The sequence below is a fragment of the Faecalicatena orotica genome (assembly GCF_003149245.1).
In the GTDB taxonomy this organism is placed as follows: domain Bacteria; phylum Bacillota; class Clostridia; order Lachnospirales; family Lachnospiraceae; genus Faecalicatena_A; species Faecalicatena_A orotica.
On sequence record NZ_QGDL01000001.1, the window covers coordinates 819,236 to 836,814 of the forward strand.

At 49.1% G+C, this 17,579-nt stretch carries 13 protein-coding genes; 4 read left to right on the top strand and 9 right to left on the bottom strand.

All coding sequences use genetic code 11. The features are described 5' to 3' along the window. Positions 1 to 14 precede the first annotated feature (14 nt). The 5 genes from A8806_RS03560 to A8806_RS03580 form a co-directional block, all read right to left on the bottom strand. Positions 15 to 722, bottom strand: a complete 708-nt coding sequence (locus A8806_RS03560; RefSeq protein ID WP_109729757.1) for a DUF975 family protein — start codon at positions 720 to 722, stop codon at positions 15 to 17. A 283-nt stretch (positions 723 to 1,005) separates the two neighbouring features. Next, the gene (locus A8806_RS03565) at positions 1,006 to 2,232 is read right to left on the bottom strand and encodes an NAD(P)-dependent oxidoreductase (protein WP_109729758.1); all 1,227 of its coding nucleotides are present in this window, start codon (positions 2,230 to 2,232) and stop codon (positions 1,006 to 1,008) included. Positions 2,233 to 2,322: 90 nt separating this feature from the next. After that, positions 2,323 to 3,732, bottom strand: coding sequence for an MFS transporter (locus A8806_RS03570; RefSeq protein ID WP_109729759.1), 1,410 nt, complete (start codon positions 3,730 to 3,732; stop codon positions 2,323 to 2,325). A gap of 29 nt (positions 3,733 to 3,761) precedes the next feature. Next, complete coding sequence (locus A8806_RS03575) at positions 3,762 to 5,471, bottom strand: glycoside hydrolase family 3 protein (RefSeq protein ID WP_109729760.1); 1,710 nt, start codon at positions 5,469 to 5,471, stop codon at positions 3,762 to 3,764. Between the two features lie 75 nt (positions 5,472 to 5,546). Continuing rightward, positions 5,547 to 6,392: an HAD family hydrolase gene (locus tag A8806_RS03580; protein WP_109729761.1), complete on the bottom strand. Its 846-nt coding sequence runs from the start codon at positions 6,390 to 6,392 to the stop codon at positions 5,547 to 5,549. Between the two features lie 169 nt (positions 6,393 to 6,561). On the opposite strand from A8806_RS03580, the gene A8806_RS03585 reads away from it, so the two are divergent. The 4 genes from A8806_RS03585 (at position 6,562) to A8806_RS03600 (ending at position 10,979) form a co-directional block, all read left to right on the top strand. Further along, complete coding sequence (locus tag A8806_RS03585; RefSeq protein WP_109729762.1) at positions 6,562 to 7,794, top strand: AraC family transcriptional regulator; 1,233 nt, start codon at positions 6,562 to 6,564, stop codon at positions 7,792 to 7,794. Between the two features lie 160 nt (positions 7,795 to 7,954). Beyond that, entirely contained in the window at positions 7,955 to 9,235 is a 1,281-nt protein-coding gene (locus A8806_RS03590; protein ID WP_109729763.1) for a sugar ABC transporter substrate-binding protein, read from the top strand. A 29-nt stretch (positions 9,236 to 9,264) separates the two neighbouring features. Beyond that, complete coding sequence (locus A8806_RS03595; RefSeq protein WP_109729764.1) at positions 9,265 to 10,140, top strand: carbohydrate ABC transporter permease; 876 nt, start codon at positions 9,265 to 9,267, stop codon at positions 10,138 to 10,140. After that, complete coding sequence (locus tag A8806_RS03600) at positions 10,140 to 10,979, top strand: carbohydrate ABC transporter permease (protein ID WP_109729765.1); 840 nt, start codon at positions 10,140 to 10,142, stop codon at positions 10,977 to 10,979. The genes A8806_RS03595 and A8806_RS03600 overlap by 1 nt, the downstream gene beginning before the upstream one ends. A 367-nt stretch (positions 10,980 to 11,346) precedes the next feature. Here the strand turns inward: A8806_RS03600 and xdh are convergent, their stop codons facing one another. The 4 genes from xdh to hydA form a co-directional block, all read right to left on the bottom strand. Continuing rightward, positions 11,347 to 13,908, bottom strand: coding sequence for a selenium-dependent xanthine dehydrogenase (gene xdh / locus A8806_RS03605; RefSeq protein ID WP_109729766.1), 2,562 nt, complete (start codon positions 13,906 to 13,908; stop codon positions 11,347 to 11,349). Between the two features lie 77 nt (positions 13,909 to 13,985). Continuing rightward, the gene (yqeB, locus tag A8806_RS03610) at positions 13,986 to 15,344 is read right to left on the bottom strand and encodes a selenium-dependent molybdenum cofactor biosynthesis protein YqeB (RefSeq protein WP_109729767.1); all 1,359 of its coding nucleotides are present in this window, start codon (positions 15,342 to 15,344) and stop codon (positions 13,986 to 13,988) included. Positions 15,345 to 15,375: 31 nt separating this feature from the next. Next, positions 15,376 to 16,125, bottom strand: a complete 750-nt coding sequence (gene yqeC / locus A8806_RS03615; protein WP_109729864.1) for a selenium cofactor biosynthesis protein YqeC — start codon at positions 16,123 to 16,125, stop codon at positions 15,376 to 15,378. A gap of 73 nt (positions 16,126 to 16,198) precedes the next feature. After that, a complete protein-coding gene (gene hydA, locus A8806_RS03620) occupies positions 16,199 to 17,569 on the bottom strand; it encodes a dihydropyrimidinase (protein WP_109729768.1) in 1,371 nt (456 codons plus the stop codon). Between the last annotated feature and the right edge of the window lie 10 nt (positions 17,570 to 17,579).

The window sequence follows — 17,579 nt, forward strand, 5'->3', positions numbered from 1 at the left end:
CTTTTTTTGTCCGTTTATCTGATATATCCGTTCTGATATGCCATTGCACGATTAAATGAATATAATTCCGCAAATGTGGCCTGACGGTATGGTTCTGCATAGAAGACACCGACAATCCCGCCTGTCATGACTGTGAGGATGCCCCAGCCGATAAAGGACAAATCCAGTACAAATGCCTCCCACTTCTGCCCCATCATCATCTTATTACTGATGAGGAAGGCTTCTTCTCTCGGCATTCCCGGATTCTCCGCAATGATGTATGGCACCATGAGATATTCATAGTGTTTTATGATACCCGGTACTATGAATAAGAGCGACCACAGGGCGGTAAACAAGTCTCTGAGGAACATAATCAGAACGATATTACCATAATTTCCCGACTTGAATCCGTAAGCAAGGGTTCCTGCCGTAACCGGTTCGGTCTGGTTCAGTACAAAGAAGCGGCAGCCTCCTGCAATCAGTACATTTCCGACAAATACATCAAAAACGACCATCCCTACTCCGAGAACACCTGCCGCAGCTATGACTGTGGCATAGATCAGAGAAGATTCAGAGAAATAGCCTCCCCCGTAAAAGGAATGGCGTCCGCGCGCGCCATTGGAACCTGATGCATAAAATATTGTTGTTATGATTGACATGACCAGCGCTACGGCAACAGCTGACCAGTAATTTCTCCGGAACGCCTGTTTGGCCCTCATTTTTAGGCTCATTCGATTCCACATAATAATATCACCCTCCTGTATAATGAGCATTCTTAACTTAAGTCTTTTTCATTATACTCTGCGCGGAGATTAAAATCCACCATAATATTCTTAATTCGGTAGAGGCTGATATCTTGTGGTTACTGTTCACACCGTGCCGTGCACCCTGCTGCACGGCATCGGGCCAATAAAGTGATGGTCTCAGGGCATCTGCTTCTCGCCGAAGGCGACTTGAAATAAGCAGATGCCGTTACTGTGCACGCCCGCAGGGTGTGAACAGTAACATCTTGTAGGTCAATATACCTTAAGAGGAAATCCCCCTCATATACAGGTCCATCGACTCTGCCACTGTTTTGGAGTGGGCGACTGCCTCAACGACGGTCCGTGCCCCGTTTACAACATCCCCGCTTGCAAAAATCTCCGGCCTTGAGGTCCGGCCTTTTTCATCGGCCAGCAGTAAACCACGAGGGTTTGCTTCCAGGCCTTTAGTCGTATTCACCAGCTGGTTCCGTGGTCCCTGGCTGATTGAGATGATGACACTGTCAGCGTGGTACAGTCTTTCTGTACCGGGAATCTGTTCCACCGTACCGTCCTCATTTTCTCTCGCATCGGCAAAAATGACCCCTTCATCGGTGATTTCGAGCGGAATTTTCAGATATATGAATTCTACGCCCTCTAAAACCGCATAATCGAATTCATGCCGGCTTGCTGCCACCGTGGATTCCCGTGAAAAACACTGAAGCTCCCTGACTCCTTTCCTCAGCGCTGTTCTGGCTACGTCCATCGCCGCATTTCCTGCCCCGATTACGATAACCTTCTCCCCAAGGTGAAAACTGTCCGGATTGTTCAGGTAATTGATCCCGTAGTGCACGTGGCCCAGCGTCTCGCCTTTTATATGCAGGGCATTCGGGCGCCACACACCGGTGCCGATAAAGATGGAACGGTAGCCGTCTCTTAAAAGGTCGTCAATCGTGATGGCACCTCCGATCGTTGTATTCGGCCTGACTTTGATTCCCTTCAGGAGCAGGTGCCGATACTCAAAGTCATCTAGTATACTTTTCGGCAGGCGGAACTCCGGTATTCCGTAACGGAGCACCCCGCCGATTTTATCTTTGCTTTCGAATATGGTTACCTGATAGCCTTTTCTGGCAAGGAGTACGGCTATGGTAAGCCCAGCCGGGCCGGAGCCGATAATGGCTGTACGCATCCCATTGGACGGTGCCGGGCCTTTTACCATTTTAGAACTGTACGTGCCGGAGATATAGTTTTCAATCGTAGAAAAATGTACCGGTGCACCTTTCCTTGCGAGTACGCAGTGTCCCTCGCATTGTTTCTCATGATTGCAGATCAGACTGCATACCGTGGTCAGAGGGTTGTTCTCAAACAGCTTCCAGCCCGCCTCATCCAGATGGCCGTCCAGCATCAGCCGGATGACTTCCGGTATCGGAGTGCCGATGGGACATCCTTTCTGGCACTGCGGATTTTTGCAGTTCAGGCAGCGGTTCGCCTCATCAAGTACATGTGCCGCCATAGTATATTTCCTCCTTCACTTTTGATATCTCTACCATACTAAATTTTCCGTGAAAGCATTATAAAAATTTTTATTGATTCTAGTACAATTTTATGCCTGATTCTTTCCCTCTCTCTTTGCCCTGAGGAATTCAACGTTGGCTTCTACTTTCTTCTTTGTCAGCGGATATACAAAGATCAGCATTAAGGCAACACAGATAAACAGGATTCCCGGGACAATCGTTGCCAGCTTATAAAGGCCGCTTAATACTTCTGCCGTCTGGGTTTTTGCAGCAGATGCATAACCAATGATACCAAGCGCATACCCGCCGAGTCCCCCTGCGAGTGCCTGCCCTACTTTTCTTGCAAAAGAATAAACCGCATAGACCGTTCCATCCTCTCTTTTACCGCTCTTTACTTCCACATCATCGATGACGTCAATAATGTTTGCCCAGATAATCAGGTTAAAGTAGTTGACCCCGAGGTAGCCAACTGCTGCCGCAATAGCAAATACCCATACGTTTTTTACATTCAGGAAGCCAAGTGCAAGGAAAACCGCCCCTGTAAAAATGGTTGCAACGGCCGCTGATTCTTTTTTCCCGTATTTCTTAACAACGACTCCTGTAATTGTCGCCATGAGCAGGGAGCATACCATCGTGATCATATTGTAAACAGAAAGTGCCTTTATGTTACTAAAATAATCCGCATAGAGATAGGTGTTGACGCTGGAAAGCATCAGCGAACTCAGCAGGAGGAAAATGGCTGCGCCTATAATCCCAAGCAGCGCCCTGTTGGAGAAAATCGCTCCAAATGTCTTTGCCAGGGAGATTTTCTCCGCATTCGGGTCCGGCTGGATCTTGATACGCTCTGTCGTACACTTGTAGCAGATGATGTAGCAGATAATCGCGCATACTGAGAAGATTCCTGCAACTACCGGGAAAATTTTCCCGTCATTCCGGATAACCTGGTTGCCGGCTGCATCAGTCATATAGATGATCATCGGACCGCCCACACCGATAACAAGCTGTGCCAGTGTTGCACCGATACTTCTGAATGTAGAAAGTGCGGTACGCTCTTCCGGGACATCTGTGATCGCAGATGCCATAGAACCATATGGTATATTGATCCCGGTATAGCAGATACTGCCCCACAGGATGTATGTAGCATACATATAGATCATCTTTACAGTCATGGAAGCGTCTGCCAGAGATGACTGGTACATCAGGAAGCTGGCAATTGCCACCGGACCTGCCATGATCCGGATCCAGCGCCTGAATTTCCCGTCTTTTCCCGGCTTGCATGTATCCACGATTCTGCCCATTGTTACATCCGTGAATGCATCCACAAACCTAGCCACAAGGAATAATGTCCCCACGGCCGCCCCGCTGATACCCAGCACCTTCATGTAAAATACCATGAGAAAAGTACTGGAAAATATAAATGTGAAATCATTTCCGAAATCACCGAACATATAGCCGATTTTATCTTTCAGCCCAAATGGCTTTACTGCTTTTTCATTCATCTTCTTTCCCTCCTGAAATGATCCTTGTATTAGAATCTTGTCTCCCATCTTCCACAGAATACATTTTCATTGTACCGTCCCTTAAACTCGCTTCTGCCCATCATCTTCTCCAGTGTTGCCGCGAAGCTCTCGTGATGGTCCATATAAGAATTGATGTAACATCTTGCCATCGGCACATCAATCAGGTTGTTTGTATTGCTTAAGGATACCACGAATGTCGGGAGTTCTGACATATACCACGGCTGTTTTGCAGGCTCATCCCATTTCACGCGCATAGTATTGTACTGAGCGAATCCCTGTACATTGAGAATCAGGAGTACACAGTCATAATTCTTTTTAAACTCCTCTATTTTACCTTTCTTTGCCGGGACCTCAGAGTCCACCTCGAATCCTGCTTCTTCAAGCTGGGAAACGATATCCGCAATGATGTTCTTATCATTGGACTCGAACTTCATACCCGCGATCACGGTAGCCTCCGAACCGATATACATCAGTTTTATTCTTTTATATTTTTCCGGTGTCATCGGCAGGTAGTGCAGACGGTCTTTCACCAGTGTCACATACTTGTCAGCGAATTCCTTTGACGCCCTGTGGTGTTCCTCACACCCGACCACTGAAAGGTTCTCCTTCGGTGCCGTCAGAGTGCCTTCCTTCTGAAGCGTGTGAAGGTTCAGTGCCGCTTTCACACCGAGGATCCTGTGAAGTGCATCATGCAGGCGTTCCTCCGTAATCGTTCCGTTTTTGTAGCCTTCCATCATGTAACCGAAATCTTCCTCCCTGTCATTGAAAAACAGGTACATGTCGCAGCCTGCCGCTATTGCCTGCGGAACCTGGCGGCTTCTTGGTATTGTCGCACCGAACATTCCGATCATGTGGGAAGCATCTGTTACAACAAGGCCGTTGAATCCCAGCTGCCCCTTTAAAAGACCGGTAATCAGTTCCGGTGCCAGTGTTGCCGGAAGGATATCCTCGTCCTTGATGCCGGGGCACAGCTTCTTAGAATATGCAGGAAGTGCAATATGTCCAGCCATGATTGTCATGACTCCTTCCTCAATCAGTTCCCTGTAAACCTTACCGTATGTCTGGTCCCACTTCTCACAGTCGAACTCATTGATTCCCATAATGAGGTGCTGGTCATTTTCCTCTGTTCCGTCTCCCGGGAAATGCTTCATACAGGTAGCCATATTCTGCGTCTTCATTCCCTTAAAAAATGACTTTGCATAACGGATGACATCGTCCGGATTATCATTGAATGCCCGCAGCTGCACAATTGTATTTCTCCAGTTGTAGGTCAGGTCTACAATCGGTGCAAAGTTCCAGTTGCATCCTACCGCAGCTGCTTCCCGTGCGGATATTTCCGCCATCTTAAATACTGCTTCCTCTGAATCGATCGCTGCCATAGCCGCCCCGTTTGCAATCGGCGTCCCGCCCTGTGTTCCGCCATTTCCGCCAGCTTCACAATTCGATGCAATCAGAAGTGGGATTTTTGTCGTCCTCTGCAGGCAGTCTGCCATCTCCCACAGTTCTTCCTTCGGCGCATTGTGGTAACGGATTGCCCCCGGATGGTAGGTATCCAGAATCTTTTTGATGTTCTCCGGTTTTCTTTCTTCCTCGTTTGATACCATGTTGACAAAAAGCTGCCCGATTTTTTCCTCCGTGGTCATCCCCGCAATCGTGTTTTCCACCCACTGGATCTGTTCCTCGTTCAGATAATAAGGTTTTTCTTTTAAATTTACCATGTTGGTTCCTCCTGCTCTTTCAAGAATATTTTCTATCTGTTTCTTTCTTCTTAATTTGTTATAGCCTCGTCTTTGTTATGGCTTCGTCAGGTTATCCACAAACTGCTGGATCAGTCCCGCCTGATATTCACCCTGGAATGTATTGTTTTTCACCTTTTCCACCGCTGCCTCAAGCTGTTCCCAGCTTTCAGACTCATGGGATACGAGAATCGGATAATACAGGACACCGTTTGATTGTGCCGCATCCATGTCTCCTGGTGCATCTCCAGTCATCAGGACATGTTCCTTCGCATATCCATAAGTCAGCAGCCTTTCGATACAGCTTTTCTTGGACCCTGCATTCTGCGCCAGAAGCACATCCACATATGTGAGAAGTCCGAATCTCGTCCATTCTTCCTTCACAGCCTCATAATTGGCCGAGGATACAATGGCTATATCACATGTCTCATGAAGCTTCCTGATGACATCCTGAACATGTTCAAATGGCCTGATATCCTCTTTCGGCAGTTCCGTAATTGCCTTATTTACTTCCCGTGACCAGTTCAGTGCCTTTTTCATACAAATACTGCCCGTTTCGTCAATCGCCTGTTCAAGCGCTGCATTAGACAGCTCATCGGAATCCTCCGTCCATTTTACAAATGTCTGTACATCTTCGATCTTTGCATATAGCCGGTCCGCTTCCTCAAGAGCCGCCGCAAGGCCCTTGAAACGGTTGATCCCTCTTGTCATAGAATAGAGGTTTACCTGATTCCAGCGCTTCAGGATTTCCTCCCTGTGGGCATCCAGCCCCCATTCTGTTATCATACACGGCCCAAAACAGCGGATATGTTTGATATCCATGCTGTCTATGGCACATCCGTCCGAATCAATGCAGACAAGATATTCTTTCTTTTTACTAAAATCTGAAAAGGGATTACTCATTGTTCCATGTCCTCTCTTTCTCTTCTGATATAGTTAGCATACCCGTTTTTCCTCTATAAAAGAATAATAATATCCATTGTTTTTAGCACAATATTATGCTATTTTATAAATACAAACTATTTTGTCATATTTTGACGAATTATATATTTCCTTTGCGAGGTGGCAAACTATGGAACATAAACAACTGGAACTATTTTGTCAGGCTGTCACTGCCTGTAATGTAGGCTGCTGTGTAATCTTTAAAGATAACTCGAATCTCTCCCAGACTGACAACGGACTGCGTCTTCGTCTATATGAGGACTATAATTACCAGACTCTTCAGGTTTTTCTGGAACAATACATAACACCCGGCAGGCTCGTCCGATATGAAGATGCTTTCGGGATGTTCCACATGCTCCTGCATATCCCTTCCCAGTATTTGTATGATTACGAATCTCCTCATTTTGTGATCGGCCCTTATCTTGAAAGCAGGCCGCCAGAGGAACAGGTACAGCAGGTTATGGAGCGGATGCACATCCCGGACCAGCTGTATCAGGACATCCGGCTCTTTTACGACTCCACGCCGGTACTCCCCGATATGGAGAGTTTTGAGTCTCTCGTTCTAAACCTGTCACAGGGACTGTTTCACACGGAATATACAGTCTCGCACCTGCCAGACAAGAATGAACTTTATATGGAAAACTCCCCCATGATTTTAAAGCTGCGCGAGAGGCCGCAGATTTCTGTCAGTACAATTGAGGAGCGCTACGAGGTGGAGAACCAGATGCTGGCTGCCGTATCCGCAGGTGATGACAAGAGCGCCCATGAATTATACCAGAAATTCCAGACCTTCCAGCTTCGTCCCAGATCAGACAACGCCCTGCAGAATAAAAGGCATGGGGTCATTATCCTGAATACACTCTTTCGCAAGGCCGTGGAATCCGGAGGGGTGCCCCCGCTTTATATCGACGACCTTTCCGGGAAATTTGCCATCCTGATCAATGAAGCCCGGACAGAAAGGGCACTGGACCACCTTTCTACAGATATGGTACACAAATACTGCCTGATGGTGAAAAATCATTCTATGTCCGGCTACTCCAAGGTCGTGAAGGAAGTCATTTCCTATATCGACTTTCACTATGCAGAAGATTTAAGTCTCGCATTTTTCGCGGAGATGTTCAGTATGAGTAAAAACTACCTCTCCGGGCTCTTTAAAAAAGAAACCGGGACCACCCTGACTGATTATATTCATCAGGTACGTATACGAAGGGCGGTCACACTGATTAATTCCTCTTCCCTGTCAATCACGACCGTTGCCGCTTCCTGCGGATACAACGATATCAATTATTTTATACGGATCTTCCGGCGTTCCCTCGGAATGTCGCCGAAGCAGTACCAGAAGTCCATCCTGCACCCGGAGTAGATGGGATTGTGTATATAGATAAAATCAATAAAAGCGTCTGATATATGTGAATAAATTATCATGAAATCCATCCTGTGTCTTGAAACCGGATGCTGAATTGGATATACTGAAAGGACATGGATAAAAAATGTGTCGAATCCTGACACATAAGGAGGGCTTTATGAAAAAGAAACTGTTAAGTGTGCTTCTGTGCACAGCCTTAATCGGAACGCTTGCGGCAGGATGCAGTTCGAAAAAGGGTGCAGAGGCATCACCAAAAGAAGATTCAAAAACTGAGGGAAAAGAAATCACGGTTATGGTCCCGGAATGGGCCGTGCCGAGTGATGACATGCTAGATGCATTCACAGAGGACAGCGGAATCAACGTGGTTATGAATGTGGTCAGCTGGGATGATATCCGCGATAAGGTTGCAATCGCAGCTTCAGGCGGCACAGCCGCTGCTGATGTAATCGAGGTCGACTGGTCATGGGTCGGTGAGATGAACAGCGCCGGATGGCTCGAAGAGATTGAGATGACCGACGAAGACAAGGCAGATATGCCAACACTTGAGACATTTTCCATTGACGGGAAGGTACTGGCAGTGCCTTATGCCAATGACTACAGAATTGCCTACTATAACAAAGAACATTTCAAGGCGGCCGGAATCGAGAAGGCCCCCCAGACATGGGATGAAGTATATGATGCACTGAAGAAGATCAAAGATGCCGGAATCGTGGAGTATCCTTATACGATGCCGATGAATGCGGATGAATCCGCTACAACCTCCATGATGTGGATGGCATTTTCCAGAAGCGGGCAGGTCTTCAATGATGACGGAACATTGAATAAAGATGCCGTCAGTGATGCCCTTGAATTTGAAAAGAAACTGGTCGACGAAGGATTCACAGACCCGGCCTCCAAGACTGCATCCGGCATGGATGCCTACCGCAAGCTTACGGCAGGTGAGGCAAGTTTTATGGTAGGGCCTACAAAGTTTGTCGGCATCAGCAACAACGAAGAGGAATGCAGCGTGGTAGGACAGATCGAAGCGATCCTCCTGCCGGGCAAAGACGGGACTTCCCCGCAGACGATGCCTCTTCCGGAAGCAGTCGGCATTACGAAGTTTTCCGAGAACAAGGATGCAGCTAAAGAATTCGTGAAATGGTATACTTCGGCAGAGACACAGAAAGAGCTGTATCAGGCAAACAGTTCCATTCCTACAAGAAACGCTGTGCTCAGTGACCTGATCAATGACGGAACGATCCAGAATGCGGGAGCCATGCTCGAAGAGGCAAAGCTGATTAAATCCCCGTTCCCGAACGGAATCCCGTCCTATTACTCTGAGATGAGCAATGCTATCTACAACAATGTTAACAAGATGGTGCTCGGAGAGATTTCCGCACAGGAAGCGTTCGACGCGATGGATAAGAAGGTAACCGAATTAGCCGGCAATGAAGAATAACAAGGCAAAAGAAGCGGAGAATCGAATACATGAAGAGAAAAACCAAAGGAGCGCTGGGCATTGCGCTCCTTTTGCCGATTATTATTATCATGGCAGTACTTGTGTACTACCCGATCATTAAGACATTTTCATACAGTATGCAGAAGATGAAGCTGACTGCCCCGCAGGATACCGGTTTTGTAGGCTGGGCGAATTATCAGGCCGTACTGAAATCTGATTCGTTCTGGTACAGTCTTCAAAATACGCTCTTTTTACTCGTTGTGGTCGTTCTGATCACAACTGTTTTTGGTATCTGTGTAGCACTCATGCTGAATGTGGATACGAAGATTTCCGGTGTCCTGATGGCCGCTGCCGTCCTTCCCTGGGCGCTGCCGCCTGTTGTGAATGGGATTATCTGGCGTTTTATCTTCTATCCGGGTTACGGTTTTATGAATAAGCTGCTAATTGGCATTGGCGTAATCGACAGCCCAATCGAATGGATGTCCCGCCGTTTCCTCCTGCTCTTTGTCGTGGCACTCGTCGTCGCATGGCGCAGTATCCCGTTTACGGCTATTGTATGTCTCGCGGGCCTGCGTGCCATCCCGCACGACCTCTATGAGGCCGCAAGGATCGACGGGGCAGGAAGGTGGTCCGCGTTCCGCCATATTACAGGACCGCTCATGGTCCCCTTTGTCGGGATCGGGATCACATCCGCATCCATCACGGCAATCAACATCTTCGATGAGATCGTGGCCCTTGCCGGATACAGCGACCTCGGAAAGAACCTTCTGATCGAGAGCTACCTCACCACGTTCTCGTTCCTCGATTTCGGAAAAGGCAGTGCCCTGACCTATATTATCATGCTGATCTCTGCAGTGCTCGGATTCTTCTATCTTAAGAACCTGACGAGGGAGGTGGAATACTAATGAAAACAAAAAGCGGAAAAGTATTGTATGTCATCGTTGTGGCATTGTTTCTGGTATTCACAATTGGCCCCTTTGTCTGGGCTTTCTTAATCTCGGTGACGCCTGAATTTGAGATGTTCAAGAACACAATGAAGATGCTGCCAAGCAAGGTGAACTGGGAGAATTATATCACCCTGTTCGCGACCTCCTCACGGCAGAGTAAGATTCTGTTTCAGGGAATGTCAAACTCCCTCAAGGCAGTCGGCATCACCCTCCTGATCGGCCTTCCGGTCGCCATGATGTCCGCCTACGCGCTTGCCAGACTGGAATTTAGGGGAAAGAAACTGATTAAAAATGCAGTCCTCATCACAATGGTAATCCCTGTATTTGCCACGGTTATCCCCCTTTACAGGATCTTTGTGTCCTACCATCTGCTGGATAAGATCTTCTGGCTCAGCCTCGTGTATGCAAGTTCCTTTTTGCCCATGAGTGTCTGGCTGATGCTTAATTACTTCAGCACAATACCCGTGGAAATAGAAGAAGCCGCCCGTGTGGACGGCTGCGGCAGGATTCGGACCTTCTTCGAGATTCTGCTCCCAGTTGCCTACCCCGTCGTGATATCCAGTGCACTCATCATGTTCCTGAGCGCCTGGAACCAGTTCCAGATTCCGCTGATCCTTGCCTCTTCTTTCCAGACGAAACCCGTGTCCATCGTCACCAGCGAGTTCATGGTGAAGGACTCCATACAATACGGGATCACGGCCGCAGCCGGGCTGCTCGCAATCGTACCACCTGCGGCCACGGCACTCATCCTCCGGAAATACCTCGTGTCCGGAATGACGCGGGGGACTGGGAAGTAAATTTACTTCTTATAGATATACCGGACGCCTGCCGGGGAATGGAAATGTACCCGCATGGATACGGGTTTGCACGATAAATGCCCCTAAATCAAAACGGAAACCGGCACGATGAACATCGCCGACAAACGCGAGAATGCTGATGCATTCTTGCTAAGTCGGCTGAACGGCAGGACTTGTAGTCCTGCCGTTCGTTCATGTACCGGTTTCTGTTTTGATGAAGGGGCATTAATGGTGCAAAGACGTATCCGTGCGGGTACATTTCCATTCCCCGGCAGGCTGGTTCATCCAATTGGAAGATGAAATTTCGTTCCCAGTTATTGCCCCGACGGAATTAAGCAAGTGCTTGCTAGTTGCTGATATAATACCTTTATTTTTTTCCCTTTTTTTCGTATGGGGTTCCGGTGAGAGGGAGGGTGGTTTGGAATTGTTTGTTCCATTTGTAGTAGGCTGCGGCTATGGCGGGGGCGGTGGGGATGGAGGTGATTTCTCCGATTCCGATGGCTCCGTATCCGACGTCTACTCCGGGTTTTTCTACTATGATGGATTCAAGCTCAGGCACTTTGTCGGCTTTGAACAGGCCCAGTGTGCCAAACCGGGATACCGGATATCCGTCTTTGATCTCATACTTCTCTGTGAGGGCATATCCCATTCCCATGACGACTCCGCCTTCTATCTGGCCTTCTACGCTGACGGGGTTGACTGCCTTGCCTACGTCATGTGCTGCTACCATTTTCTTTATGGTGCCGTCTTCGTTTAGGACGCACATCTGTGTCGCATAACCATATGCCACGTGGGATACCGGGTTTGGTACGTCACTTCCCATTTTATCGGTTTTTGCCAGATATTCTCCAAGGAATTCACTGCCTTCCAGTTCCTCCATTGTCTCTGTCTTCAAAGCTTCCAACAGTTTTTCGGAGGCTCTTTTTGCCGCTTCCCCCGTGATCAGAGTCTGGCGGGAACCGGATGTCGTGCCGGAATCTGGTGAATCCGCCGTATTCGGGCGGCAGTATTTGATTTTGTCAACCGGTAGATTCAGTGTCTCTGAAACGACCTGGGTCAGCACGGTTCCGAGTCCCTGACCGATGCAGGACGCCCCGGCATGTATCTCTACGATTCCGTCCCTGATCAGCAGACGGCAGCGTCCCCAGTCGGGAAGTCCTACTCCTACTCCTGCATTCTTCATGGCACAGGCGATGCCTGCATATGGCTCGCTCTCATAAATTTCTTTTACTGCTTCAAGTGTCTCTGCCACACCGGTAGATTCATCGGCGATCTGTCCATTCGGAAGCACCTGTCCCGGGCGGACTGCATTGCGGTAGCGGATCTCCCACGGTGAGATGCCCACCATCTCAGCCAGCAGGTCCAGATTGCGCTCTGAGCCGAAACAGGTCTGTGTTACCCCGAACCCGCGGAATGCCCCCGCCGGCGGATTGTTTGTATAGACTGCTTTTCCATCAATATCCACGACCTGGAAGTTATAAGGCCCTGCGGCATGGGTACAGGCTCTCTGCAGGACCGGTCCCCCCAGTGATGCGTACGCCCCTGTATCCGAGACAACGACTGCCTTCATTGCCGTGAGGTAACCGTTCTCGTCACAGGCCGTAGTAATGTCCATCCACATCGGGTGGCGCTTCGGATGTACTACAATGCTCTCCTGTCTGGACAGCTTTACTTTTACGATCCGCTTCGTCAGATAGGCCAGCAGGGCTGCATGATGCTGTACACTGACATCTTCTTTTCCACCGAATCCACCGCCGACTAATTTGTTTTCCACAATCACTTTTTCTGGTGGAAGGCCCAGCATGATACAGCACTCATGCTGTGTATCATAGGTTCCCTGATCCGTGGAATAGATAAACACACCGTCATCAAACGGCATGGCAACCGCACATTCAGGTTCAAGAAATGCATGTTCTGTCCACGGCGTCTCGTAATGCCTTGTGACCTGATATTTCGATCCGGCAATGACTTCATCCGCATTTCCCCTCACGAGGTGTTCATGTGCGAGGACGTTGCCTGACTCATGCACGAGCGGCGCACCTTCCTTCATGGCGTCAAACGGGTCCAGAACGGGATCAAGTACTTCGTAATCGACCTTTACCAGACTCTTCGCCCTCTCAAGTATATCCTGATTCTCGGCAGCCACAAGGCAGATAGCGTCACCTAAGTAATGTGTAACTTTACCTACCGGGATCATCGTATCCCAGTCCTGCTTCAGATGTCCGACCTTGACATTTCCCGGAATATCCTCCGCGGTAAATACTCCGATCACACCTTCCAGCGCTTCTGCTTCTTCTTTATGTATCGCAAGCACCCTTGCCCTCGGGTATTCCGACCTTACTGCACTTCCGTAGATCATCTCGTCCAGATAGATGTCATCTGGGTATTCCCCGGTTCCAAGCACCTTTTCCGAAGCATCGATCCTTCGGATGGCGTCCCCTACAAGCACGACGCCTTCATCATCCGTGGCAGGCAGATTTTCGCGGAACATTTTTGCACTTAAAAGGATACCATCAATGATTTTCTTATATCCCGTACAGCGGCATATATTATTGCGTATCGCAGCGATGACTTCCAGACGGGTCGGGTCCGGATTCACATCGATCAGGCCTTTTGCACACATCACCATCCCGGGGATACAGAAACCGCACTGCACCGCACCTGCCCGGCCAAATGCATATGCATAGACCTCCTGCTCCCGCTTTGATAATCCCTCGACTGTTACAATTTTCTTCCCCTCTAACTTAGAAAGCATCGGGATACATGCGCGTGTCGCCTTCCCGTCCACCAGAACCGTACAGGTGCCACATGCGCCCTGACTGCATCCGTCCTTGACAGATGTCAGCCTTAAATCGTCCCTTAAGAAACGCATCAGTTTTTTATCCTGTCCGGCCTGATAATCCTTTCCGTTTACATGAACAGTTATCATGATATTACCTTCCTTTCTTTCATAGAGTTTCGCAAGCGAAACCCGCGCCTGCGGCGGCCGTCCGTCGGTTCCGGACCTTATTCCTGCAAATCATTTTTTTGATCGATATCTTTTAATTCCTCTGGCTGCGCCTCCACATATCTGACTTTTTCCTGTAGTCCTGACATGATCTGTCTTCCTCCGTTATCGCCTGTCAGGTTACGCAGGTCGTCAAAAAATGCACGGTCCCACAGTACCGGGTTTCCCGGCCTGCCCGGATTTCCCGCGCAGATGATCCGACCTTTATGCACGCCTGCCATATTCAAAATTTTCTGTATTGTGGCCGTCTTTAAATTTGGCTGGTCACAGACCGAGAACAGAACTCCCTCGATATCCGGATTCTGCCTCAGGCATTCTTCAAGGCCAAGCAGGATAGAACGGGAGATGCCGAGCTCCGGCTCTTTGTTGATTACAGTCCTGATCCCCTGTCTTTCTGCCTCCTCTGCTATTGCCTCATACCCCGTCACCAGATACTGCGGATAATCCTGGAATGCACACATCCGTTCCAGCGTATGCCGGTACAGCGGCTTTCCAGAAACGACCGCCAGCAGTTTGTTTTCTCCGAACCGTACACTTCTTCCCGCGGCAAGTATGATGACCGCGTATTTCCTGCGCATATGGTCAAACCTTGTCACGGCTTCCAGCACGCCTCCGCCGACAGACCTTGCCTTGTCGGAAATGGTGAAGCAGTGGAATGTTTCGCACCGCGCATCGATATCTCCGATCTTCAGATTTTCCCATACCCGGACCCCGGGCTGGAGCATGCCCCTGACAATACCATCCATCTTCGCACAAACTTCTTTTCCGCCAGTCAGTGCCACGGCCTGCCCTTTTTTCACGACATCGCCGATTGACACAAGAGGTTCGATTACGCCCTCGGCACTTGCACGGATCAGGCGTTCTGTCGTGTATCCCCCGACATTTCCCGGTACACCTGTATTGGGAATGGCACTGCCTTCGTAAATCGTATCGCCCAGCGTATGCCCCCGCTTTGTCTCAACGACACAGTGGCAGTCTTCCCCCGCCGTAAAGCCGGGGCCGACACCGATAACTAACGGTGCGTCTGTAATTTTTGTCCCTAAATTTTTCTTTGCAAGAATCGCGTCTATGATTACATCGGGCTGATATCCATCCGCTATCCGGGCACACGGGTCTACAATGACCGGGATATCCCCCGCCTCCATGATGGTGAGTGCCTCTTTCATTGAGGATACAAGAACACCTCTCATATCTTCAACGACTGCCTCCCCTTCATAAACGGCTCTGGACAGTGAAACCATCCTGCGTACAGTCAGAGGGACCTCTATCTCCGTCATAATGATCTGATGCCCGCTGCGGTACAGGCGGGAGGCTATCCCTGTTGCCAGATCACCTGCCCCCTTGATTAGTATTTTCATTTCCTGCTGCCTTCCTCTTGTTTTAATGACTTTATTGGTTACTGTTCCCCCGGGCCAGTACCGTGATTCCTGTATGCCCCTGTGCTTCTGCCAGACGGCAGATCCGGTATGCTGTCTGTTCCCTTTTCGTGTTGTCTGCTTTATTCAGAATAACCCGGTATTCCATATATGGCAGAACGCCTTTCCTGCCGCCTCTGCAATCAAAAGCCAGTTTTGCAAGATCACGTTCTTTAACCGGGTCAGTTGTCTTCATATCCAAGATTTCCGCCGCGGTACCTGTCCTGAAACAAACCTCCGAAAGAGGCCTTCCGACCGCGTCCAGACCATATACACAGAGTACATGGGTTGTTTCTGGCAGGATCACCGGTTCATGGTCAGCCGGCACCTTCATCGGAAGTTTTTTCGCACCGTCTGCTTCGATCAATACCGGATACCCAAGTGTCAGCAAACGGTCTAAAAACTTTTGAGGCAGTGCCTTTATTTTCCCATGTTCTGCCGGCAGGCCGGCCCACACCATTCCTTCTGCTTTCAGTATCTGTACCGCCTTCTCTTCGGACGGCTCCGTAAGAAACCACGGCCTGTCTTCTGCCAGCATATGGGTCGAAGTCGTTACTATGACAGGAATCTTCCTTTTCCGGTATTCCTCCGCCATTGTTCTGATTAGCGTCGTTTTACCGCCGGCCCCCGTGACGGAAATAACCGGGTTTTTACTGTTTATATGCAGGGCTTCTGACAGAGAGTTCTGTTCTGTCAGAAGCCCTTCCTCATAATTCTTTACCATAAACGATATCCTTAATCTGCTTTTAACGATCTGAACAGTCATCAGGAGTCCCCTGGTGAGTCACATCTGCGGCCTATGAAATACCGCGCGGCACGTACTGGCCGGTTTTCTCTGCTATGATTTCTCCATTCTCTGCGGCCAGCTGCCCCCTCAGGAAAACCTTTTCGGCACGTCCTTTGATTGTCGTGCCCTCCATCGGGCAGTAGTCGATATTCGTCTGTTGGTGTTCTTTCGAAATCGTCCACTCCGTTTCTGGATTCCACACCACAATGTCTGCATCGCTTCCCGGTGAAAGTGTGCCCTTCTGCGGGTACATACGATACAGTTTTGCCGGATTCTCCGAAAGATATTTACACATCTGTTCCAACGTAATCCGCCCTTCATTTACCCCGAACTGGTAGATCAGTGCAGGACGTTCTTCCCCGCCCGGCATTCCGCACGGTGTTTTGGAAAAGTCCTCAGCTCCCATGTTCTTCTGTGCGGTATCGAAGCTACAGTGGTCGGTACAGATCGTCTGTATCCGCCCTTCCGAGAGTGCCTCCCATAGAACCTGCTGGTTCTTCTTTTTACGAAGCGGCGGGGCAATCATGTATTTACGCCCCTCCCCGTCGGGAAGGAAATACTTACTTTCATCCATCAGCAGGTACTGCGGACATGTTTCTACATATACCGTCTGCCCGTCTTCCCTTGCATGCTGGATCTCACGGTAGCCCTCCGCAGAGCTTAAATGTACGACTATGACCGGTGTATCTACGCATTTTGCAATTTTCAGCAGACGGTTGATTGCTTCTGCTTCTGCTGCAGGCGGCCTTGTGCCCGGATAGTCCGCCGTGTCGAGACGGTTCCCTTTTTCCTGAAGGACCTCATTGAGTCTCGCGGCTATGATACCATTGTTTTCACAGTGTACGCCTGCGATTCCCCCCAGTTCTTTCAGACGGGTCAGAATCTCATACATCGTCTTATCATCTACAATCATGTTGTCGTATGTCATATATAATTTGAAAGAAGGAATGCCGTCAGCCACAACCTGGGCGAGCTCCTCGCTCACCTTTTCATTCCAGTCGGAAATTGCCAGATGAAATGCATAGTCACAGGAGGACTCACCGTCCGCCTTTTTATGCCAGTTATCGAGAGCCTCTTTCAGAGACTCTCCTTTATTCTGGGTTGCAAAATCTACGATGCATGTCGTACCGCCTGCGATCTCGGCCTTTGTTCCCGTGTCAAATTTGTCCGCGGTTATGGTGCCGCTGACTTCCAGCGCCATATGGGTATGTGCGTCGATAAAGCCGGGGAACAGATACTTTCCTCTGACGTCCTCTATCTCGGCATCCCGAAATTCCAGATCTTCTCCTACTGCCAGAATTTTTTCCCCTTTTACGAGGATATCCAGCTGTTTCATTCCTTCTCCGCTTACAATTGTGCCGCCTTTAAACAAACGTTTCATAACCATTCCT